This is a genomic window from Candidatus Nitrosopumilus sp. bin_7KS (genome assembly GCF_054095835.1).
The window spans coordinates 156568-177140 of record NZ_JBSWSO010000006.1; the positions used below are offsets into that span (position 1 = coordinate 156568).

At 31.8% G+C, this 20573-nt stretch carries 35 protein-coding genes; 17 read left to right on the forward strand and 18 right to left on the reverse strand.

Features of this window, described 5'->3' with window-relative positions; genetic code table 11:
• The first annotated feature begins 118 nt into the window (after nt 1-118).
• Together ACW9W4_RS07185 and ACW9W4_RS07190 are read left to right on the forward strand one after the other, a co-directional pair.
• Nucleotides 119-259 (forward strand): hypothetical protein, encoded by a 141-nt coding sequence (locus ACW9W4_RS07185; protein ID WP_457761789.1) that lies wholly within the window; start codon nt 119-121, stop codon nt 257-259.
• Nucleotides 260-435: 176 nt separating this feature from the next.
• Nucleotides 436-696, forward strand: a complete 261-nt coding sequence (locus ACW9W4_RS07190; RefSeq protein ID WP_457761790.1) for a hypothetical protein — start codon at nt 436-438, stop codon at nt 694-696.
• Here ACW9W4_RS07190 and ACW9W4_RS07195 read toward each other — a convergent pair.
• Together ACW9W4_RS07195 and ACW9W4_RS07200 are read right to left on the reverse strand one after the other, a co-directional pair.
• Nucleotides 690-1067 carry a hypothetical protein gene (locus ACW9W4_RS07195; RefSeq protein WP_457761791.1) on the reverse strand — a complete coding sequence of 126 codons (378 nt, stop codon included), beginning with the start codon at nt 1065-1067 and terminating at the stop codon, nt 690-692. The two genes, ACW9W4_RS07190 and ACW9W4_RS07195, sit on opposite strands and share 7 nt — an antisense overlap.
• A 163-nt stretch (nt 1068-1230) precedes the next feature.
• Nucleotides 1231-1590, reverse strand: coding sequence for a hypothetical protein (locus ACW9W4_RS07200; protein WP_457762072.1), 360 nt, complete (start codon nt 1588-1590; stop codon nt 1231-1233).
• 44 nt (nt 1591-1634) lie between these two features.
• Here ACW9W4_RS07200 and ACW9W4_RS07205 point away from each other — a divergent pair, with 44 nt between their 5' ends.
• A complete protein-coding gene (locus tag ACW9W4_RS07205) occupies nt 1635-1865 on the forward strand; it encodes a hypothetical protein (protein WP_457761792.1) in 231 nt (76 codons plus the stop codon).
• Here ACW9W4_RS07205 and ACW9W4_RS07210 read toward each other — a convergent pair whose 3' ends face one another.
• Together ACW9W4_RS07210 and ACW9W4_RS07215 are read right to left on the reverse strand one after the other, a co-directional pair.
• Nucleotides 1866-2084, reverse strand: a complete 219-nt coding sequence (locus ACW9W4_RS07210) for a hypothetical protein (protein WP_457761793.1) — start codon at nt 2082-2084, stop codon at nt 1866-1868.
• A gap of 50 nt (nt 2085-2134) precedes the next feature.
• Nucleotides 2135-2563 carry a bifunctional nuclease family protein gene (locus tag ACW9W4_RS07215; protein WP_457761794.1) on the reverse strand — a complete coding sequence of 143 codons (429 nt, stop codon included), beginning with the start codon at nt 2561-2563 and terminating at the stop codon, nt 2135-2137.
• Between the two features lie 144 nt (nt 2564-2707).
• On the opposite strand from ACW9W4_RS07215, the gene ACW9W4_RS07220 reads away from it, so the two are divergent.
• Nucleotides 2708-4522, forward strand: coding sequence for a CBS domain-containing protein (locus ACW9W4_RS07220; RefSeq protein WP_457761795.1), 1815 nt, complete (start codon nt 2708-2710; stop codon nt 4520-4522).
• A gap of 107 nt (nt 4523-4629) precedes the next feature.
• On the forward strand, nt 4630-5457 hold the full coding sequence (locus tag ACW9W4_RS07225; protein ID WP_457761796.1) for a hypothetical protein: 828 nt from the start codon (nt 4630-4632) through the stop codon (nt 5455-5457).
• On the opposite strand, the gene ACW9W4_RS07230 is transcribed toward ACW9W4_RS07225, so the two are convergent.
• Nucleotides 5454-5702, reverse strand: coding sequence for a hypothetical protein (locus ACW9W4_RS07230; RefSeq protein WP_457761797.1), 249 nt, complete (start codon nt 5700-5702; stop codon nt 5454-5456). The genes ACW9W4_RS07225 and ACW9W4_RS07230 overlap by 4 nt on opposite strands.
• Nucleotides 5703-5779: 77 nt before the next feature.
• On the opposite strand from ACW9W4_RS07230, the gene ACW9W4_RS07235 reads away from it, so the two are divergent.
• Both ACW9W4_RS07235 and ACW9W4_RS07240 read left to right on the forward strand, forming a co-directional pair.
• Complete coding sequence (locus tag ACW9W4_RS07235; protein WP_457761798.1) at nt 5780-6013, forward strand: hypothetical protein; 234 nt, start codon at nt 5780-5782, stop codon at nt 6011-6013.
• Nucleotides 6014-6029: 16 nt separating this feature from the next.
• On the forward strand, nt 6030-6596 hold the full coding sequence (locus tag ACW9W4_RS07240; RefSeq protein WP_457761799.1) for a hypothetical protein: 567 nt from the start codon (nt 6030-6032) through the stop codon (nt 6594-6596).
• On the opposite strand, the gene ACW9W4_RS07245 is transcribed toward ACW9W4_RS07240, so the two are convergent.
• Nucleotides 6593-6886, reverse strand: a complete 294-nt coding sequence (locus ACW9W4_RS07245) for a hypothetical protein (RefSeq protein WP_457761800.1) — start codon at nt 6884-6886, stop codon at nt 6593-6595. The genes ACW9W4_RS07240 and ACW9W4_RS07245 overlap by 4 nt on opposite strands.
• Before the next feature lie 210 nt (nt 6887-7096).
• Here ACW9W4_RS07245 and ACW9W4_RS07250 point away from each other — a divergent pair, with 210 nt between their 5' ends.
• Entirely contained in the window at nt 7097-7330 is a 234-nt protein-coding gene (locus ACW9W4_RS07250; RefSeq protein WP_457761801.1) for a hypothetical protein, read from the forward strand.
• Complete coding sequence (locus ACW9W4_RS07255) at nt 7314-7520, forward strand: hypothetical protein (protein ID WP_457761802.1); 207 nt, start codon at nt 7314-7316, stop codon at nt 7518-7520. Before ACW9W4_RS07250 ends, ACW9W4_RS07255 begins: the two co-directional genes overlap by 17 nt.
• 2 nt (nt 7521-7522) lie before the next feature.
• On the opposite strand, the gene ACW9W4_RS07260 is transcribed toward ACW9W4_RS07255, so the two are convergent.
• Together ACW9W4_RS07260 and ACW9W4_RS07265 are read right to left on the reverse strand one after the other, a co-directional pair.
• Nucleotides 7523-7867 (reverse strand): hypothetical protein, encoded by a 345-nt coding sequence (locus ACW9W4_RS07260; protein ID WP_457761803.1) that lies wholly within the window; start codon nt 7865-7867, stop codon nt 7523-7525.
• 31 nt (nt 7868-7898) lie between these two features.
• Entirely contained in the window at nt 7899-8276 is a 378-nt protein-coding gene (locus ACW9W4_RS07265; RefSeq protein ID WP_457761804.1) for a DUF6659 family protein, read from the reverse strand.
• A 101-nt stretch (nt 8277-8377) separates the two neighbouring features.
• Between ACW9W4_RS07265 and ACW9W4_RS07270 the strand changes: the two genes are divergently transcribed.
• Entirely contained in the window at nt 8378-8899 is a 522-nt protein-coding gene (locus ACW9W4_RS07270; RefSeq protein ID WP_457761805.1) for an O-methyltransferase, read from the forward strand.
• A 95-nt stretch (nt 8900-8994) separates the two neighbouring features.
• On the opposite strand, the gene ACW9W4_RS07275 is transcribed toward ACW9W4_RS07270, so the two are convergent.
• Nucleotides 8995-10404, reverse strand: a complete 1410-nt coding sequence (locus tag ACW9W4_RS07275) for a hypothetical protein (protein WP_457761806.1) — start codon at nt 10402-10404, stop codon at nt 8995-8997.
• Nucleotides 10405-10551: 147 nt separating this feature from the next.
• The gene (locus tag ACW9W4_RS07280) at nt 10552-11367 is read right to left on the reverse strand and encodes a plastocyanin/azurin family copper-binding protein (RefSeq protein WP_457761807.1); all 816 of its coding nucleotides are present in this window, start codon (nt 11365-11367) and stop codon (nt 10552-10554) included.
• A gap of 96 nt (nt 11368-11463) precedes the next feature.
• Here ACW9W4_RS07280 and ACW9W4_RS07285 point away from each other — a divergent pair, with 96 nt between their 5' ends.
• A complete protein-coding gene (locus ACW9W4_RS07285) occupies nt 11464-11688 on the forward strand; it encodes a hypothetical protein (protein ID WP_457761808.1) in 225 nt (74 codons plus the stop codon).
• Between the two features lie 113 nt (nt 11689-11801).
• Complete coding sequence (locus tag ACW9W4_RS07290) at nt 11802-12224, forward strand: hypothetical protein (protein WP_457761809.1); 423 nt, start codon at nt 11802-11804, stop codon at nt 12222-12224.
• Between the two features lie 2 nt (nt 12225-12226).
• Here the strand turns inward: ACW9W4_RS07290 and ACW9W4_RS07295 are convergent, their stop codons facing one another.
• The 6 genes from ACW9W4_RS07295 to ACW9W4_RS07320 all read right to left on the reverse strand — a co-directional run bounded on the left by ACW9W4_RS07295 (nt 12227) and on the right by ACW9W4_RS07320 (nt 16622).
• Nucleotides 12227-12457, reverse strand: coding sequence for a hypothetical protein (locus tag ACW9W4_RS07295; RefSeq protein ID WP_457761810.1), 231 nt, complete (start codon nt 12455-12457; stop codon nt 12227-12229).
• Nucleotides 12458-12482: 25 nt separating this feature from the next.
• On the reverse strand, nt 12483-12722 hold the full coding sequence (locus tag ACW9W4_RS07300) for a hypothetical protein (RefSeq protein WP_457761811.1): 240 nt from the start codon (nt 12720-12722) through the stop codon (nt 12483-12485).
• Between the two features lie 32 nt (nt 12723-12754).
• Nucleotides 12755-13342, reverse strand: coding sequence for a hypothetical protein (locus ACW9W4_RS07305; protein ID WP_457761812.1), 588 nt, complete (start codon nt 13340-13342; stop codon nt 12755-12757).
• 142 nt (nt 13343-13484) lie between these two features.
• Nucleotides 13485-13616 carry a hypothetical protein gene (locus ACW9W4_RS07310; RefSeq protein ID WP_457761813.1) on the reverse strand — a complete coding sequence of 44 codons (132 nt, stop codon included), beginning with the start codon at nt 13614-13616 and terminating at the stop codon, nt 13485-13487.
• A gap of 207 nt (nt 13617-13823) precedes the next feature.
• Entirely contained in the window at nt 13824-14237 is a 414-nt protein-coding gene (locus tag ACW9W4_RS07315) for a hypothetical protein (protein ID WP_457761814.1), read from the reverse strand.
• Nucleotides 14238-14429: 192 nt separating this feature from the next.
• Entirely contained in the window at nt 14430-16622 is a 2193-nt protein-coding gene (locus ACW9W4_RS07320) for an elongation factor EF-2 (RefSeq protein WP_457761815.1), read from the reverse strand.
• 155 nt (nt 16623-16777) lie between these two features.
• On the opposite strand from ACW9W4_RS07320, the gene ACW9W4_RS07325 reads away from it, so the two are divergent.
• The 5 genes from ACW9W4_RS07325 (at nt 16778) to ACW9W4_RS07345 (ending at nt 18752) form a co-directional block, all read left to right on the forward strand.
• The gene (locus tag ACW9W4_RS07325) at nt 16778-17605 is read left to right on the forward strand and encodes an MqnA/MqnD/SBP family protein (protein ID WP_457761816.1); all 828 of its coding nucleotides are present in this window, start codon (nt 16778-16780) and stop codon (nt 17603-17605) included.
• 27 nt (nt 17606-17632) lie between these two features.
• Complete coding sequence (locus tag ACW9W4_RS07330; RefSeq protein WP_457761817.1) at nt 17633-17923, forward strand: hypothetical protein; 291 nt, start codon at nt 17633-17635, stop codon at nt 17921-17923.
• Between the two features lie 64 nt (nt 17924-17987).
• Nucleotides 17988-18116: a hypothetical protein gene (locus tag ACW9W4_RS07335; protein ID WP_457761818.1), complete on the forward strand. Its 129-nt coding sequence runs from the start codon at nt 17988-17990 to the stop codon at nt 18114-18116.
• Nucleotides 18110-18379, forward strand: coding sequence for a hypothetical protein (locus ACW9W4_RS07340; protein ID WP_457761819.1), 270 nt, complete (start codon nt 18110-18112; stop codon nt 18377-18379). The genes ACW9W4_RS07335 and ACW9W4_RS07340 overlap by 7 nt, the downstream gene beginning before the upstream one ends.
• 97 nt (nt 18380-18476) lie before the next feature.
• Nucleotides 18477-18752: a hypothetical protein gene (locus ACW9W4_RS07345; protein WP_457761820.1), complete on the forward strand. Its 276-nt coding sequence runs from the start codon at nt 18477-18479 to the stop codon at nt 18750-18752.
• 711 nt (nt 18753-19463) lie between these two features.
• Here the strand turns inward: ACW9W4_RS07345 and ACW9W4_RS07350 are convergent.
• Nucleotides 19464-19805: a hypothetical protein gene (locus ACW9W4_RS07350; RefSeq protein ID WP_457761821.1), complete on the reverse strand. Its 342-nt coding sequence runs from the start codon at nt 19803-19805 to the stop codon at nt 19464-19466.
• A gap of 73 nt (nt 19806-19878) precedes the next feature.
• Nucleotides 19879-20520: a DUF4443 domain-containing protein gene (locus tag ACW9W4_RS07355; RefSeq protein ID WP_457761822.1), complete on the reverse strand. Its 642-nt coding sequence runs from the start codon at nt 20518-20520 to the stop codon at nt 19879-19881.
• Nucleotides 20521-20573: the final 53 nt, after the last annotated feature.

Here is a 20573-nt window from a genome sequence, read left to right on the forward strand (position 1 = left end):
TTATTGTAAATTATAATCAGGTTTACATAGCAATATGATCAGCCACTTACAAGACATATGATTAGCACTAGGGGAAATTGCATTCCTGGTATTAATACAATGAAGGGTAAATGATGATATGGGAAGACGAGTAACAATAATGATTGAGGATAGTTTAGATAAGAAAATTAGACAATTTCAGGCTAAAACAATACATAAACAAAATTCAACATATAGTTATTCCAAAGCAGTAAATGACTTACTGCGAAAAATAGTCTAGATTTACAAAAATATATTTTCAACGACCCAGATAAAATAGTGTTAATTGGTTAGATTGGAAATATACTGAATACCATTCGTTCTAATTTTGAATGATTAAAGCGGTTTGACATTCAAAATGGAATGCTGATACCAATTAACAATACAATTCTTTAGGGGTATTTTCAAATCAAATACATGGGCAGGTCCATTTTCATCAAGGAAATAATCACAATTCTAAAAGAGCCAAGGCTATGCCCCACATGCCAAAAAGAAGACAGATTGGAAAAAGACCTCGTCAGGGAAGGTCGCTCAAATGGAAAGACAATACTGTGTTCTAGATGTGAGGCATTAATTGTAATTACAAATCATAATCTCAAAGAAGTAGATTTGTCAGCTACCAAAGATGACTCAATCATGCTAAAAGAGCCACATTTGATCAGAAAAGTAGTCTACTGATTAGATTTCCTTCTAATTGGTTTCTTCTTGGTTGTTGGTTTTTTAACAGTAAATTTTTTCTTGGATAATCTTTTTCTAGTTTGATTTTCAGCACTGTCAGGAGCTAACCGTGTCGATAATAATCCTTTCTTGTCTTCAAGAAGCATAGAAATTATACGAGGTCTAATACACCTTGCAACTTCCCAATCGCGAAGATTTGCATTCTTTGATTCTTCTTTAATTATAAGACCGGCTAGTCCATCACTCCAAATATGTCGTCTTGTGTCATAGACTTCAATTATCTTACCATGTTTAGTAATCTTGATTGCCCCATGACAGCGTTGAATCACTTGTTCTGCAACACTTTGGTAGATTTTTTCAAGATTTGCCATACATCATAATGAAATCCCATCATGTGAAAAAGCTTCTGATTTTTAGATTGAATGATAATATATTCAAGACAATATGAGGAAAAATGCTGATGATTAATCAACCTTCTAAGCTATAACTGATAGATGATGAGAATTGCCGAATTATGAAGCGCTTTTTATTTAATTAGATTTGACGTTCATTTACATTTACCATCATAGATAGTGGAGGAGATAATGCCGAAGGCTTGTCAATACTCTCCCAAACATACACCTGAATGTGATATGTTCCTGGTTCAATAGGAATCCAAGATTGTGCAGGGGAAAATGACTGTCCAGGAGATAAAGAACCAGTCAGCCAAGATAATGAAATTACAACATCATTACCATCTCGCACTTGTGTGATATATGCAAAATTTTGTGGAGTGTCTTGATTGTTTGAAACGTCAGCCACGATCATAATTTGCTCATTTACAAAATGGATTTTATTTTCAGATGCGTTTTGTGTAGCTACAGTATCAGCAAATGCTATACCCATTCCAGACATAATAAAAAGTAAAGATAACAAAAGAATTTTCATAATCCGTATTAGTGGGATGTATATTTAATCTAGCTATGGGGGAGGAATTACCTGAGAATTTTCCTGAATTTTCAATAATGTACAAGACATTAACTAGTCAAATCAACAAGCTAAAAAAAGACAAAGAAAATCTCAAAGATAAAGAAAGAGATGAAATAGAATTGAAAATTCAAACCTATGAATTAGAAATAGCAAAAATTAAGAAAAAATTTCCAGATAATTTCTTTGAAGAATTAAGTTAATTATTCATGTGTATGATCATGGCCACAATCACAAGAATGATCATCACCTTTCATAGACATTAGTTGTTGTACCATTTCATCTCTAATTTTCAGCAAATCTCCAACTTGTTGTTTCATAGATTCTGAATCCCAATTACCTTGATGTAGTTCTCTAACCACATCAATTATCTCAAGATCAACATTAAGCAAATTATCCATAAGTTGCTCTTGTTCATTCATAATATCTCAATTATACACTAGAAGAAAAACTATACTAATTAAAATTAATTTTATTCTGCTTCCATGCTTTCTTTAAGCAGATTCTTTCTTACAAGAATTGGAATATTATAAAATGCACCTAACGCCATTGCGTCTGAAGCACGATAGTTTCTCAATACAAGGTCTTTCTTACCTGTAAAGTACAGATTGGCACGTAATACATCACCGCTTTCATAAATTTTGACTTTGACTAGAACCAATTCATTTTGTTCACAAATTTCTTCAATCATCTTGTAAATGGATGGTGCAGCCTCTCCTTCAGTTTCTCCAAAACTTGAGATGTGTTTTGCAACCTCGCCAGAAAATGCCCTCATATGGAATTCTTTTCCATTATCAGCTTTTAGAACAACCATACCTTCTACGGCATATGGATCAACGAATCCAACATAATCAATTTTTACAGAGTCATAATCAGGCTCTTGTGCTTGATCAATTTCCATAGTAATACGAATAAACATCCTGTTCAGTGCTTATAAAGATAGCAAAAAAATGAGATCAAAATCACGAATTAGTTAATTATTTTTCAACGATCACTTCTCACGCGTAACCCCAAATTATTTAAAATCCCCAACTAAGGTAGCTTAATGTCAACTAATCCAGAACGTGCTGTCTCATATGTTCTTAGCAAGTACGTTACAGATTACATGGACAAAGATGTACTGACTCTTGGACTAGAGACGCAAACCAGTGAAGCGGCCAGAATGTTACGTCATTATGAAACAGATGACATTGTTGTTACAGATAAAAATAATTTCCCAGTAGGGATTGTTACAGATGAAGACATTCTAAGTAAAGTTAGTGACGTTACAGTTTACGCAGAATCTACAAAATTGAAAGACATCATGAGTACGCCTCTAATTACAATTAATGAAAAAGCAACTTTACAAGATGCATTACATAAAATGAGAGATAACAACATCAGAAAACTTCCAGTTTTATCAAAGAAAAATCAAGTAATTGGAATGATTTTTCAATCAGTTATCGCAAATGTCATTAGAGATGCAACAGCTACTGCACCTCGATTATTGAGTCCACCAGTAAAAGCCATTTTAGGAAATCTTGGTTTTGTATTACAGTTTGCAGGGGTGCTACTTTTGGTTCCGGCCATTGTTGCAACAATATTAGAAGATACTACTACTGCTACAGGAATTTACCTGACTACTGTGCTTTTACTAGTTACAGGATTTTTCCTCAACTCTTATGGTGAAAAATCAAGTCTAAACTTACAGCAAGCATCAATTTTGGTGTTTTCAAGCCTATTTTTGCTATCATTGTTTGGAACAGTGCCGTATCTGTACGTCCTTCCAAGTGATGAAACAGATATTGAGAAATTTAGCAATGCATTCTTTTCTAGTGCTGCAGGATTTACAACTGGGGGAATATCATTATTTGATGAACCAGAAAAACTCACTCAAAGTTTCACATTCTTTCGAAGCTATACCCAACTGGTAGGAGGAATGAGTTTCATTTACCTAGTGATTACTGCATTTTATCCCGAATCCAAATTACAATCAATGAGGGGTTTTATTTCAGGAAGAACATTGCACATGAAAGAATTATTCTTAACCATCACAGTCATCTTTTCGATTTACATTGTAATAGTTGCATCTCTACTGTATGTATTTGGGGAAGGAAACATCATTGATAATTTCTCACTGGCTATGAGTACTCTATCTACAGGAGGATTTACACCTACATCGACAATTCTTGAAGGGTTGGTTTGGCAAGAACATATCATTTTGATGGGGGCAATGATACTAGGAGCATTACCATTTACTTTCCACTATGCATTTGTAAGAAAAAAATTCCTATCCCCAAAACTTGGAAAAGAAGTTTTAACATACTTTGCAATTTTAGGTAGTGCAACTGTTTTGTTTATTGGAATTAGTGGTTTAGATCCAATGCAGAGTGCATTTTATTCTGTATCAGCCAGTACAACTGCAGGATTGCAAATTGATAGTCTTGCAGGTTTGAGTGGAGGAGCACATGCAGTTTTGATAATTTTGATGGTAATTGGCGGATGCGGATTCTCCACTGCAGGAGGTTTGAAAATATTTAGAATTTTCCATCTCAGAGATGTTAGAGCAATGCTCAGTAAAGTAAAACGTGCAGAACTTGCACCTCAAGCAAAAAAAGAAGTCATATCCACACTTATCATTCTAGCATTATTTCCTATAATTGCATCAATAACAGGATTACATCTTGCAGCAATTGAGAACGTTCCATTCCAAGATGCATTTTTTGAATCAGTAGGAGTAATCACCACAGGAGGATTATCTGCAGGAGTAATTCATTTTGATACAGATCCTGCAACAAAAATTGTTTTAGGGTTTTTGATGATTTTTGGCAGATTGGAAATAATTGCAATTATCTACATTTTTGTGCCTAAACTAAGCTAAAACTCTCAATTAATCAAACTATCAACAAAACAAATCCCAAAAATCTACGCTTATCACCAAACCGGAATTAGGATAGAATTTAATGTAATATCTAAAAAATTTGACATATGGAAGTTGAAGAGAAAAAATGTACAACTCAAGGAAAAAAACTAATCATTTTAGGATTTGTAACTATTGGAATTTTATTTTTCATGTATAGCAGATATCAAGATCCAGAATTATTTACTCCCAGTTCCATGGACACCATACAAAGAATTGCTTATGCATTTTATATTATTCTAATAGTATCATTTGGAGCCATTGCATTTGGAATATACAGATATCAAAGAGAAAAAGTAGAAAACAAAGGAAAGGATCTTTTATCAATTATTGCATTTGCCACATGGAATACAAAATCTCGAAAAATATTTACTACGACATTTATCGGATATGGAATATTTTTTTCACTGGTTTCAGGAACACTAGTGTATCAACCAGAAGTTAACTTTTCATATCATTATGGTGCCACCATACCATCAGGATTCATTGCACCATGTTGTGACGAACCAGGATACATGCCACAAGTTATCATATACCTTACAGAACATGTAGGATTAAACGTAATACCAATTAATCTAGTATTACAAATTATTGTGTCATATTTGGTCGGATTAAACACAGTAATTGCAGTTAACGCATATACAATTTCAAGAAAAGGTAGGGGAGCAAGCAGTATAGGTGCAATAGCCGGATTATTTATCGCATGTCCAACTTGCGCAGGATCATTTTTGTCAATATTTATTGGAACTGCAAGCGGTATTGCATTGTCAATTGCTTTAACCCAACTACAAACATTTTTCATTGCAATATCAATTCCAATCTTACTAGTAACCCCATTTATCATGGCAAAGAAGTTAAGAAATACAGATGGCAGTTGTAAAATTAATCTAGATTAGAATTTTTTCACTTCTGGAATTTTATGATTCCCAATATCATATCCATCCCTACGTAGGAATTTCAAGGTAAGTTTGTAAGTAATTTCATCATGATCAACTTTTTCTAAAATCTCAGTCCAGAGGACCTTGCCATGGTTTTCAATAATTTTTTTAAAGTCAGGATTCATAGATTCTGCCATATCTCTGCACTGATCAAAGGTTTTGCCGTTTTTGTAAGCACGAACACGTCTATCACAACTATCCATATTCAAGATAGATCAAAATTGTAAATAAACCTAGTATGAACAAATTCAAACAAATACTAGACTAGAGGATAAAAAACATGGCAATCAAATCAACTGAAGAGTATATTGATTTTTTCATAAATTTGAATATGGGAGAAAATGTGCCATTATTGAGCTTTGTAAATAATGAAAGAATGGTACTCAAACAAAAATTGGAATACAAAAATTTAGAAAAAGAACCCATTAAGATAGGAATTGAAATATTAGAAAAATTAGTAACAGAGATTAGCGAGATGGGGGAAAAAGCAGTGATTGAAAAATATCAAAAATAAATTTTAGGAGAAAAAAATGGATAAAAATTCAGAAATAATTAAAACAGAAATTATCAGAATATTAAATGAGAATGGAAAAATTAGAGGTACAGATCTTGCAAAAAGAGTAATAAAAAAAGTAGGTAATGAAAAAATAGTTTACAGGGAAATTAGTGCCCTAGTGGAAGCAGGAGAAATTGATAAAAAAGTTCACAGTCGCTCCCACATTGAATATGAATTGATAAATCTCTCAGAATCTGTAAACAATCAACTAAAAAATCTGCATAAAGAAGTTGATATGATATTTGAGGAAATTAGTAATTTTGAAATCACTGTAAAAGAAGAAAATTTCTCTTATCATGAAAGACTAAGATCAATTATTCATCAAATACACATTGTTCAATCAACTGATGGAATAATGAAATTATTATCATATTATCCAGCATTTAAAAAAGATAAAATGTATTCACAAATATTAAGAAAAATAAATGATTGTTGGGAATCAATAATGAAGAGCATAACACATCAACCAGAAGGAGATTTCCTTAATGAAGTTCTTGCAAATTTGAGAATATCACATATTGATACAAATAATGTAAACTAGTCCACTATCTTGACAAGGTAAATTGGCCTGTCTGCCTTGTCTTCATAAATGAATTCAGAAAGTTGGATATTTTTAATTTTTTTCTCACTAAAAAAATGAATATACGCACGATTGTCAGCCGTAAGTAACTCACAATCATTATCTTTGCAAAATGTTGCCAACGTCTCATCATAATCTCTTTGTTTCAAATCAACCCCAACTACAAATATTTTATCGTAATTTTCTAGATATTTTTTAGCATCTTCATTTACTAGCCACTTGCAATTTTGATCAATTAACACATTTTTCATATTCTATTCTCTAATTCCTGTATTTTTAATTCAAGTTCTTTTACTTTTTTTCTCAATTCTACATTTTCATCTCTTAGAGAATCCCTTTCTCTTGTTAGTATTTCATTAAGATCCATAAACTTTAGGTATGAATTATTAACTTAAGCGTATCGGGATTACAAAAATCAAAGTACCATCAAGTACTTATTTTCAATCACATTATAAAATACAATGGATGTAAAAGAAGAAGATACATCAGAAGAATCTAAAAAGAACCACATATCATATTACAAATCTCTAAACAAAGTGATTTCAGATATTCAAAAAGAAAAAGATCATGAAGGAGAACCAGCAATTAAAAGTCATTTAGCAAATAGAATAGAAGCAATGGAGAAAGATATGAAAAGGATTAGAGACATGTTTCCAGATACCAAAGAGGAGGAGTGGGATGGTTACACCAACTGAGAAAAATCACAACAAGTATCTAGACATGCTTCATGACTACAAAATACATCTGATAAAATATATCGAAATTTTAGAAAAGATGGACAAAGAATCAGAATTTGCAAAAGAGTGGAATTTATCCACGATAAAGGAACGAAAGCAAGAAATTCAAGTTATTGATAAAATTTTGAAAAATTTAATTAGATTCTAGTCTTATTTTAGGGATAAATCATATAGAGAATTGCAAAAAACATCAAGATGTTCTGAGGATACACCATCAAACCATGCCAATTCTTTATCTACACTAAACCCTTCAAATGCATAGTCCAAGTTTGTTTCTACATATTCAATTTCGTCTTGAATCAATTTAGAAATTTTTTCTTGTGTTTTAATAGATAATTCATAATTACATGTCATCAAATCTAATTGTACAAGGTAATGCCCATGAATTGGATTGACTTTTGCCTTGATAAACGGCCTATTCTCCTGTTGACATTCACGATAAAATTTATCATATTCGAACATTTTAGAGTCACCAAAATATTTACGAAGTGTCATAACATCTAACAACTATCGTTGTTAAAAAAGTCTAAAGACTGGCAGTTATTTTTTTAATTTTTGTAATTAACCTAATTTTAGTACTAATTGGCATTTCAGGCTCCATTGTAAAATAAACAATGTTTCGTTTTGTGTAAATTACCATTTGAGACACTTTTTCCCTCTCTACATGAACATATCTTACTTTACCGAGAGACCTATCAAATTCTTTTCTCATAGTACGTCTTTGAGCAACCTGTTTACAGAAATGCTCTTCTTCCTTTTGATTTTTTAAATTAGTTTTTCCTGTTTTCATGATTGCCTCACGAATATTTCCTTTAGGATCAATAATTGCTGCAAATCTCATCTTAGTATCTAAATTAAGAATTTTTTGAACTACATCAAGTAAATCAACTTTTTTAGTTGCCATTTCTAATTTAGAAAAAAAGATTTGGTAAATATAAGCCATCAAATTTTTTTATAAAAACAATCAAAGACAAAGTTAAATTTATTGAAAACCATCCCGATCAGATGAAGGAATCCATACAAATTGTTCTTAATGAATTAGAAACACAATCAAATCTAGAAAAATCAAGAAAAGTAGACGTCATAGCAGAAGATAGAATGCTTGCAATCACTAAAGAGACAGGTGAAATGCTAAACATGATTTTACGCCTAAATAATGTAAAAAATATGCTTGAAATAGGCACATCCACAGGATATTCAACAATTTGGTGTGCAGAGGCTATTTCAGATAATTTAGGGAAAATAATCACAATAGAGCAAAATCCAAACAAAATTAAAAGAGCAAAAGAGAATTTTAAAAAATCAGAATTATCAGATAGAATTTCAATTAAAGAAGGATTTGCAATAAAAATATTATCAGAATTAAATTCTCAGAAAAAATATCAAAAATTCTTTGATTTTGTCTTAATTGATGCAGACAAGGAAAATATTATTCAGTATTTTGACTTAATTTTTCCAATGGTATCTACAAACGGCATATTGTCACAGACAATATGCTATATCCGGAAAAATATAGGGCAGAAATGAAAAAATTTTCAAATTACCTAAAAACAAATCCCAGACTAAGAACAATAACATCCCCCATAGGCAACGGAGAAGAAATTACAATAAAAATCAAATAATTATTTTTTACTATTTTTTCTATTCACAGGTTTTTTTAAAACAGACTTTAGTTTTTTATTTTTTTCCTTAATTTGTTTTTTTAATTTTTGTTGTTTTTCTTTGAGTTTTTGATTCTTAGTTTTGATTTGGGATTCAATTTTTTCACGTTTCTTTTTTAGCAAATCATATGCTTTTTCCTCTTTTTTGAGTTGTTTAGTTAATTCAGTCTGAGATTTTAATTTCAATTTTTCATCATTAGTTTTTTTAGAGATTATTTCTTTTTCTGCAGCAATAGTGTTGATTAAATTTAGTCGCTCCTCTTTTGCTTTGATTAAATCCTGTTCTTGAGATTTGATCAATTTCTTGAGTTTTTCAGACTCTGCAAATTTCACTTTCTCCTCATTTACTTGAGATACAATATCATCATAATCCTGTTTTGTTTTATCCAGTTCAGTTTGTTTTGATTTAATTTCACGGGCAATTTGTGCCTGCTCTAGCAATCTAGCCTTTTGTTCATTGGCCATTTTTGCCAGTAATTCTTGCTCACGTGTTACCTGTTTCTCTATTTTTTCTTGTTCTAATTGTGCTTGAACTAATTGTCTTTTTTGGGATAACAATTCTTTTGAAATTCTATTTTTTTCTAAAGCAATTTTGTCAATTATTAGAGATCTTTCTTTTTTCACTTTTTCAAGTTCATCTTTTTGAGCAATTATTTCATTAGATATCTTTGTCTGAGTTTCAATCCGCATCCGTTCTTCTTTAATTTGAAATTCAAGTGAAGATTTTTCTTGAGATATTTTTTGATCATATTCTTTTCTATGGGATATTAATTTGGATAAATTATTGCGTTGTTGATTAATTTCATCAGTTATTTTTTCTTGTGTTTTAATTTTTTGTTGTTCTTCTTCAATATTTTTTGTTATGTTTTCTATATTCTCAGAAACGGTGTCCATAGACCATCCTTTTGGCAACACACCTTTTGTTTTTTGTGAAGATTTTGATTCTATTATTTCTTTTGTAATTTTTTGAGTTTCAGTAATTAGTTTTTTTGGAGTTTCAACAGGAATTGTCTCCTTTATTGTAAGATGTAATTTTGATTCCAAATAATCGGCATCTGAATGATAAAGCTGTTTGTTGTCAGATAGTGTATCATAGATGTATTGTAATCTTCCAGCATCCCCGATTCCAGTGTCAATTAGTTCTAGGATTTTAGGCAATAGAACATTATCTTCAACTATTTCTTCTTCTACAGAAAATGAAGAGTGCAATTTATTTTCAAGGTAAATTTTGTCTGAATGATACAGAGGTTTATTATTTTTCAAAAATTCAAGAATGTGATATAATCTTCCAGTATCACCGTTCCCAGTATCAATTAATTCATCCACTTTAGATATGGTTTGATTAAGAGATATCTGTTCTAATTGAGTCATCTTACTTTTGATTAATTGGCTATTGAATCTAGTAAAAATAACTTTATCAAAAAAATTAACACGTAAATAAATTTTAGATGATAAAGAACAATTAGTTCCTAAATATTTTCACAATATACCATTTCAAGCCTGATTTTTATACAATATTTAGAATTTTATTTGAATTCTAGAGTTTTGGCTCAGAATAATCACGGATATTATTGAAAATAAAAGTATCATAATTCCCATCGTTCCAAATTCTGGAACAACAGAGGTGCCCATGATGGTCAATAATTTAGAGTCATGTTCAACTGAAAGTAATACAACATTGAAATCACCATCTCTAACTTGATCAAAATCAGATAGTTTTTCCCCATCAATCCAAATTACAAAATTACCATCAATTAATTCTGAAGGTAATCTCAGTTCCAAATCTTTGTTTTCAGATTGTGGCTGACCAATAATTTCAAAAGTTATGGATTTTTGCTCAGTGTCAATTGTGGGCTTATCAAGTAATCGATTAAAATCATATTCTACATCAAAGTAGGTAGAACCATCCCCTGCTTGTTTTCCAACATTAGGAATTATAGAGTATCCTACAGTCACCATTATTGTTCCATCCATCCAAGGATGAAGTAAACAATAATAATCAAAGTTCCCAGTTTCAGTAAATGTATGTGAGAACGTTTTACCAGGTCCAAACAAACTACTATCAAAAAGATCATCTGGGCCAGTCTCCACATTACCAGAAGTTACTGTATGTGCTGCAGTGTCAGCATTTTTCCACAGTATGGTATCACCAGGAGAAATTGCAACGTCACCATTTGTAGAACCATCTTTTTCACTCTGCCAAAAATATGGCGCGTCTGGACTTGCAGCACCTGTAGGAATATTCACATCATATGTTGTTTGAGCATATGTATCAGATACTATTGGAATTATGAATAAAACCATTAATCCTAAAACAAAAAACCTAAAATTCATACAATATAGAATTAAAATTTAATTAAAAGGGTTTACTCTGTTCATCAGAACACACATTTTGTTGTTGTTTATTAATCAGAAAAAATTACCGTCAGTATGAAAATGCCATTAATTATTACAATTATTGGCATTGCCATGTTTGTATTTGGATTGATATCATTTTATTCAATTGAATTAGGGCAAACAGACCCAGGATTAAGATTATTAAAAAATACAGGCACATTTGTAGGCATTAGTGGTATGGGAGTAGGGTTAGCGGGAATTTTGTTGTATTTGATTAACAAAAATGAACCTGCCCTCAAAGAACATTCAGAAGCTTAATTCCAGTAAAAAATTCTAAGAACTAATAGAATAATTTCAAATTTATAATTAAAAAAAATTGTACGACGAAATAGAGAACTAAATTAAATAATACATGTAAATCTCATGAATAAATGACTGATAAAATTTGGTTGGGCGGAATATATCTTAAAGATGAAGGTGGCTATAAGATAATTCTCAAATCATTAAATCATTATAAAAATAGATTAAAAACACTCAACGAGAGTCCAGAATTAAAAGAGTCAGGTGCGACATTTGGTTCAATTTTAAACCAGCAAGCTAGAAAAACAGTTCCCAAAATCAATGAAGTTGTTGAAAAAATTCATGCAAGTCTTTCAGATTTACAAATTTTAAAAGAGTTAGAAGAAGAAAAACAATTTTTAGAAAAAGCTCTATCATGCTACCAATCAGACATTCACAAAGCTGAGGATACAGGAAATGAATATTTTGTAAAATTAATTGGAGACATGATCCAAGGTAGAAAAGATCTTAAAACAATCAAAACTGCATTAGATAAAATTAATTATTATTCTTAATCCTACAATCCTTGCAAATACCAATCAAAATAAGGCAATAGTGCACTGCATTGTTTCTTTTTATCATGTTCATCGCTAGAATCTTGGATTTTTTGGATTTTGCCTTGTAAATATTCTAAAATTAATTCACTTTTGAAATGAGGCTTTATTTGATTTAAAACATCAATGATCGATTCAGATTTTGCCTGTTCAAAATCATCTAAAATTACTCTTATTTGATCTTCTAAAGACATAAAATTAATCAGGCATCCACCAATATTATTTTATAGAATTTAGTAAATCCTCATCGTCCCAAGTTAAGCGAAACTTTCCAGTAACACGAAACATGTGAATTTTTCCACCATTCTTAAAAAGAAGTTTGTATGATTTATGAGAAGTATCTTCAATTTCCAAACTTACATCTTTTTTTATAGATTCAAAAATTATAGGATCATTTGAAATTTGCTTCCATTCATCTTCATCAAAATCCATGTAAAATTTTGTATACAGTAAACCCATTTGATCATGATAGAATGTCCCTGAATAAATAACTAGATAAGATCTTTATCCCAAGATGCTTGAGGTATGAAAAATTCTAAATTACTTACAATCGTAGGGAAAATAATATCAAAATGCTTATCATTTTGAATTATCTCAAAAACACGATGAATTAATTGTTGTATTTCCAAATGCTCATCTCGATATAGTGTCTTTTTTGGATTTTTAGAAGAATCAAGAATTGTAAAACCGGTATCTGTACGTATAAGATTTCTCAATATAGAATTAGCAAGAAGTGTCTTTTCATCAATGTCTTTATGAGGGTAATCAGAATTCAATCTTTTAACTTCCAATTTTAAATCATGAAATGAATTGTTTGTATTTCGTTCTATTCTGTGTTGAAGATTAATTTCATAGTCTTCAGATGGACAATAATATTTCATATTTCCTTTAATTTGAACGAAAATTATTTCTTTTTCAATTAATGAATTACGTGTTTTCTCAAAGGTTGTTTTTGCCATAAATTCTGGAACAAGTGTTTTCAGTAATGCATTATGATGTAAATCTGGATTATTTTTGATAGCCTCTAAAAGAATTCTTTCACGCTCATATTTTTTTGGGGTGCTCTCAGATTGACTCATTTTAACTAGGTCGACCTATATTAAATAGTTCATCTATTAATCATTATCGGTACAAAAGTAAATACGACTAGCCAATGAATAGAGTCTGTAAATAGTCAAGATTAAAAATAACAATAAGTAATGGATTGTATGTATACGAAGATTAAGATTCTGGCTCAGATTCTTCTGCCTTGGCAAGCTTTTTTCTAACTGCGTCATTTACCTCTTGAATTAATTTGTCTTCTTCCTCAACAAGTTCCTTTTTGAACTTTTTTTCCCAATAATTCTTCACCATGTTTGCTCACAATCAGTTTAGCGTCATTAGAAATAAGGTCTTCGGAATTTTTGAGATTAGTGACATATCCACTGATAAATTGTCCATCGGGGTTAAATACAAATTTTAAAATACAAAATACCTAACACACCATGGATTTGATGAGTGATCATCAAATTTCATGAATCATTCTAATCAAGTTAAATAAAAAAAGAAAAAGCAATCACACTATTTTGTTTGTGTGAAAGGAGTTATCCAAGTTTGGATAATGTTTTTGTTTAATTCAGCAAAGGCATTAACGTTGTCGTTAAATGTTTTGAAATTTTGAACAGTTGCATCCATGGTAGTTTTTACCAATTGGTTGTTGACTGTGCTTGCTTGAACAAGTTGCTTATTTGTATCAACGATTGCAGTTTTTGCAGAGTCTGGAATTTCAGTGTTCATTCCGGATTTTTTTGCAAATTCTTGTTGGATTGAGACTGTAGCATTAATTGTTTTTTGACAAGTTTTCATACATTCGTTTTGCAATTCTGTTGCAGATTGAAAATATTGTGGTGTAATTTTTGAAATATTTTCAAAGTATTTCTGAACATTTTGCTTGTACATTGCAAATGCATCGCTAGTTTGAGGTTGTGTACTCATGTCAGCATTATACAATATCTGGTATATATACATTGGTAATGAGTGGTAATGAATGTCACTCAGTGGTGTATAATGAGTGAGCATTGAAGATTTAGCCATAACAATTTTGTTTGTTCAAATGAACAAACATTTTGATTCAAAATTTAAGGAAAAAAGATATTCTAAATACGATTTTAAAAAAGATGTATAGAATTATGCTTTATCGATAAATTCGTTAACACCTGGTGGTTCTGGTGCTAATCCCTTTCTCTTTCTAATGTCAGCTACTGCTGGACCCAACATGGATTTTGGAACTTCAGTCCATGCCTTAAATGAAGTATTCCAAGTTGCACGACCGGCAGTTTGGCCTCTCATTGCTTCAGATAGTGTAAATGTTTCAGAAGCTGGAATCTCACCAATTACAATACTTGATGCACCTTTTTGGCTCATGTCAAGTACTTTACCTCGTTTACCAGAAAGAATAGTTGCAACGTTACCGACCAAATCAGTTGGGACACGAACTTCAATTGCCAAAGTTGGCTCCAGTACTGCAGTGCCTGCAGTGAGTAATGCACCCATACATGCACGTCTTGATGCAGGTCCTAATTGAGACAAACCTCTGTGTGCAGTATCCTCGTGAGGTACAAAGTGAGTAAAGATGAATTTGCAATCCCTCATCTGTTCTTTACAGAGAGGTCCTTCTTTCATTACTTCTTCAAATCCTGAATTAATAGAATCAGTTGACTCTTGTACAAACTGAACACCTTTTGTTCCGTTAATCAAAACATTACCACGCGAATCAAATTTCATAACCCTCTTGATTGTATCAGTGTCCCATCCATTCTCTTTTAGTAAATCAGAAACTGCTTTCTTGTCTTTGAGGTCTGAAATTTCACCAGTTCTTAGCATGTGAGCAATTTTTGGTTCTAATGGCTCTACTTTCATGAAAATCTTGTTGTGTCTGTTTGGCGATTTTGCCATGATTGGCTCACATCCACCCTTTACAGTTTCTCTATAGTTAATCAAAGGCTCAGATGTTATAATCTCACATTTTGCATCCTGAATTCTGTGTACTGCAACATCCAAATGCAATACACCCATTCCTGCAACAATTGTTTCACCAGACTCCTCATCAATTTTTACAACTAGATTTGGATCCTCAATTGTAAGTTGTCTTAAAATATCTACGAGTTTAGGTAAATCTTTAGGATGTTTAGGTTCGATTGCAATTTGAACGACAGGTTCTGAAACATATTTCACGCCCTCAAACATCGGAATGTCTTTAATTGATGATAGAGTATTTCCAGCTCTACATTCAGTTAATCCCAGTAAAGCTGGAATGTTACCTGCCCCCAATTCACCAACTTGCTCTCTTTGGTTACCCATAAAGAAATTGACTGATTGAACTCTGCCTTCCCTTTTCTCATCTATAATGTGTAAAGTTTGACCGTCTTTGATAGTACCTGAAAACAATCTTCCAATTGCAACAGGACCTGCTGCAGGATCTAGCACCATGTTTACAACCATCATAATTGTTGGACCGTCGTCGCTACCTGCAAGCAATGCTTTACCAACATCAGATTCTAAATCACCTTTCCAAATTTGTGGAATTCTATACTTGATTGCATCCTGTGGTGCCGGATGATGTTTTACCACCATTCCAAGTACAGCATCAGCTAGTGGTGCTTTCTCTATAAGTTCATCAAGTTTTTCTTCAGTATATGCATCAATTACATCTTTGAATGTTATTCCTCTTTCTTTCATTAAATCAGTGTTAATTGCCCATCTGTCTTTGGCAGAACCAAATGTAACACTTGCATCTTGAATGGATACTTTCCACTTCTCTTTGTATTCAGGTTCTGCATATGTGTCAACTAGAGTATTAAAATTTGAAACTACTTCTGCTAATTGTGCTTGCATTTTTTCGGGAGTTAATCTTAGTTCTTTGATAAGTCGGTCTACTTTGTTGATAAACAAAACAGGTTTTACTCTTTCTTCAAGGGCCATTCTAGTTACAGTTTCTGTTTGTGTCATGATACCTTCTACTGCATCACAAACTACTACTGCACCATCAATTGCTCTAAGACTTCGAATTACCCTTCCACTAAAGTCTACGTGGCCTGGAGTATCAATCATGTTAATTACATATTCTTGGCCTTTTTGAGCAAAGAGCAAAGTAACGTTTGCTTGGTAAATTGTAATTCCTCTTTCTTGCTCTTCTTTATCAAAGTCCATTGCAAGTGCTTTTCCAGCAGCAGAGGGGGCAATAATTCCAGAGTTTGCCAAAAGGCTGTCACTCATAGTTGTCTTTCCATGGTCTACGTGTGCAATTACACCAAAGTTACGAATATTGGCTTTATTCTTGATAATTTTCATTACCTCTGCAGTAGACTTGAATTTTGCCATATTCGCAAAACTTTGGATTCAGGTATTAAACCTTAGTTTTTTAAAAGATCAGTAGATCATACGGTTAGAAACATCGCGAATCTTTTTGCTGCGACGAATGGAATAATTTTCTTTTGTTCTTTGTGGTATTTATTACCAGAATCAAGGAAGCAGTTATGGAAATTTCTGTAGGTCACACTCCTGATTCAGATGATGCATTCATGTTTTATGGAATGTTCACAGGTAAAGTCCCATCTCCAGATTTTAAGGTAAATCATGTTATTGAAGATATTGAGAAATTAAATCGTAAAGCAACAGACCCGGAATTGGATGTAACTGCAGTTTCAGTTCATGCATGTGCGTTTATCCCAGGATATACAATCTTGAGAAGCGGTGGGAGTTTTGGAATAAACTACGGCCCAATTGTTACTGCTAAAAAACAGATGACAATTGATGAAATTAAAAAATGTAAAATTGCCATTCCTGGAAAAATGACATCAGCATTTTTATTATTACAATTAATGATTGGGAAATTTGATTATGTTGAGATGAATTTTAGCGACATTCCAGAAGCTGTAAAGTCAGGCAAAGTAGATGTGGGATTGGTAATTCATGAGACTCAATTATCATATGAACAAGAAGGAAATGTCAAAATTTTAGATGTTGGAGAATGGTGGGATAAAACTACAAACGGCCTGCCAGTACCTCTAGGAATCAATGTTATGAGAACAGACCTAGGCATGGATACAATAGTAAAGTTTGACAAGTATCTTCAAGCATCTATAGAATTTGGAATAGAACATTTTGATGATGCAATAAAATATGCAATGCAGTATGCCAGGGGCAAAGAACAAAGTCTAATTGAAAAATTTGTAAAAATGTATGTAAATAAAGTAACTGTAAACATGGGCGACCCAGGTGAGGAATCAATTAGAAGATTATTTGAAATGGCAAAAGAGAAAGGGCTTGTTCCAGACTTTGAAATTAGTATTGCCAGCAAGTAATTATAGAACCGAAAAAAAATAATATTCATGGGAGATGGAATCGGCGGAGCAGTACTTAACATTCTCACAAACAATGCTTTTGAGTTACTAGTTAGTCACACTAGAAAAGACAATCAAGAGCAATACGGCAAAGTTGAAAAAGTGATAATGAGTAAAATTGACGATCCTGCACAACCTCAATACGAAGAAAAAACTAAAGAAGATTTAGAACGTGCACTCAAAGGAAAATTTGTTTCATGTAATGTGCAATATAGGGATGAAAAAACAGATGCACTAGTGTGCAATGTATTCGTACAAAGACCACCTGAAGGATTTTAGAATATTTTACCACTAGCAAAATAGTTAGAATTTACTTGATATACTAATATCAAAAAAAATATTCATGGTAATGAAACTTGATGAGAAAAAAACACTTTTTGCAGGATTGTTAATTTCACTTGGAATTGCAATTCTAGGAGGATTCATTCTAACTACATTTCTCATGCCTGAATGTAGAGATGCGATATGCTAAATTCCAAAAATAATGAAATGGAAGAATCGGAGTTGGAATGGTCAAAGTTTCAATTTTACAAGTGGATTCCCACTGTAATCAGAGTGCAATCAGTTAGAGAGGAGAACTGGCAAATCACTCGAAAGACAATGCTAAAAACAACTCTGAAATTCAAATACGAAACTCTAGAAAAATGGCTGGAAAAAAACAAGTATTCAGACAAATCCAAAGTACAGACCCAACATTACATGCAAGCATTAAGACGAAGTGGTTTAATTGAATAAGTCAGTTTTCATCATTTAAAAAATTACTAGTTACAACTAGTGCTAAAAATGAGAATAAGAAAATACCTAATATATGATAAAAATTATTGAAACATAATTGGTTTTAGTAGATAAAAGAATTCTAACAGGTGGACTGGCAATGATCATCGTAGGGATTATTGTCACAGTGATATCCACTGATCAGCCGATAGGTCAATCAGGGATGAGTGAAGAAGAAGTTATCGATCTACTAATTGCTGAAGATCAAAATCAAGCTTATCAGATGTTATCTGGAATTTTAATTGGGGTTGGATTCTTACTGGTTTTGATTAGTTTCGGTGCAAGAAGGAAAAAAGACAGCGTAACAAGAAAAGAAAAGAAACCAGCAGAATAATTCAAAAAATAGTTATTTATACAAATCAAACTTTTTCTTACAATTTCCACAAAATCGTTGTTTTGTTTTCTTACTTTCTGTGCCTAAATCAGAACCGCATCTATCACATTTTGTTTTAATCATTATTTTGTTCCAATTCAAATTTACCCATTATTACCCATCTTTGAATGTTGGGAAAATCACATGTAACGGTACAGATTACAAAAAACAACTGAAGAAGATATTATTAAGCAAAAAATACCAAAATGAGACATCATGATACAAGCTGGAATCAATTGCCAATTGTGCTGATTTAGAAATATAAAACACATCTAAGATAAGATCTTTGAAAATACGAAATATGTCTAAAATGAGACTAAATTAACAGTTACATTTACTATTTTTATTCAATTTAGGATTACAGATTTTACAATCTAAAAGACAAGTATCCTCAGGACAATATCCACAAAATTGCTTCTTCATACAGAATATAGAAAAAATAAGGAATTAAAGACATTCCCCAAATCCTGCTTTGAAAATAGGAACTATTGATAAAATTGAATGATATACCAACATGCTTAGTGAAAACTATCTGCAAAAAATTAGTCTACACATCTTCTCAGAGTTTCAAAATTCTCTGACATTTAGGACATGATTGTTTCTGCTCAGATATTGCATACATGGTGAAAACCCTTCCGCACTGAACACATGTTTTGAATGATGTAAGATTAGTCATTTTTTAACAAGTTTATTTTTTGTAAACATGATTTTAGGCTCAAATTTTGTAATACTAATTTCAATATCTTTGATTTTACTCTGATAATATCTGGTAACATGTCCATTTTCAGCAAAATCTGTTTGTTCGTGTATCAAGGAACAATCTTTCAACGATTTGATTCTTTTGTAGACTGAACTAAGGGGAATTTTTTCTTCTTGTGAAATATCTTGGAGGGATTTCGGATATTTCATTGTAGCAAACAAAATGTGTCTTGATTCAAAATTTGCAAGTTCTGTTAAAATTTTTTGAGATATAGCATATTTGTTTGCAAGCAGAATTTGGGATTTTTTTACCAACAAAAATTGAGAACCACTCAGCCATTTAAGAAAACTAATGATTCTATTCAATTAGAATATAGTTCTAAAACAACTAATGCTTTTCATGTGTTGCCAATGTACCTATGGCTGTATTAATTGCAGAAATTTCTGCTACAAACTTGTCATCGGATGAAGTAATAATTACAATATCTTCATTTTTAGGCTTTAATGATTCTATTAGATTATCCCTTATTTCCAATTCATCTTCAAAACAAACCATTTGATCACCTGAGAAAACAAATTCACCTTCTCTAAAAATCAAAGTTAATGAATCACTAGCACCATAAAGTATCGCAAAATCTCTTTGTTGCATCCCATTACCAATATCATCAATATGTTCATTATTTAACAAAATAGCACAGTTATGTTTTCCATTTGTCAGACAGCATTTCTTTAGAAAAGTTTGTGACGGCATTAATGTGAGAAATTTATCTGCAAATTTTTTTCCTTTATTTGTAAGAAAGGTTCCAGATTTAATAGAATCCACCAATCCTAATTCTTTTAGATGTAAAATCAATGTTCTAACTGCACCTTCCCCCATGTGAAGTTCTTTACAAAAACTTGCACGACTAACATATTTTTGATTTGTGAGATACAAAATTGATTTTAAAACATGTGGCATACTAAATGTCAAAGCTTTGCTATTTCCTTTTCTTGTTACAACTTTTTGTAATGTCTTGATCTGTTGATGCATTGCCATAATTTTATGCCTAATCTATATAAATTGGATGAATCATCCAATAACTT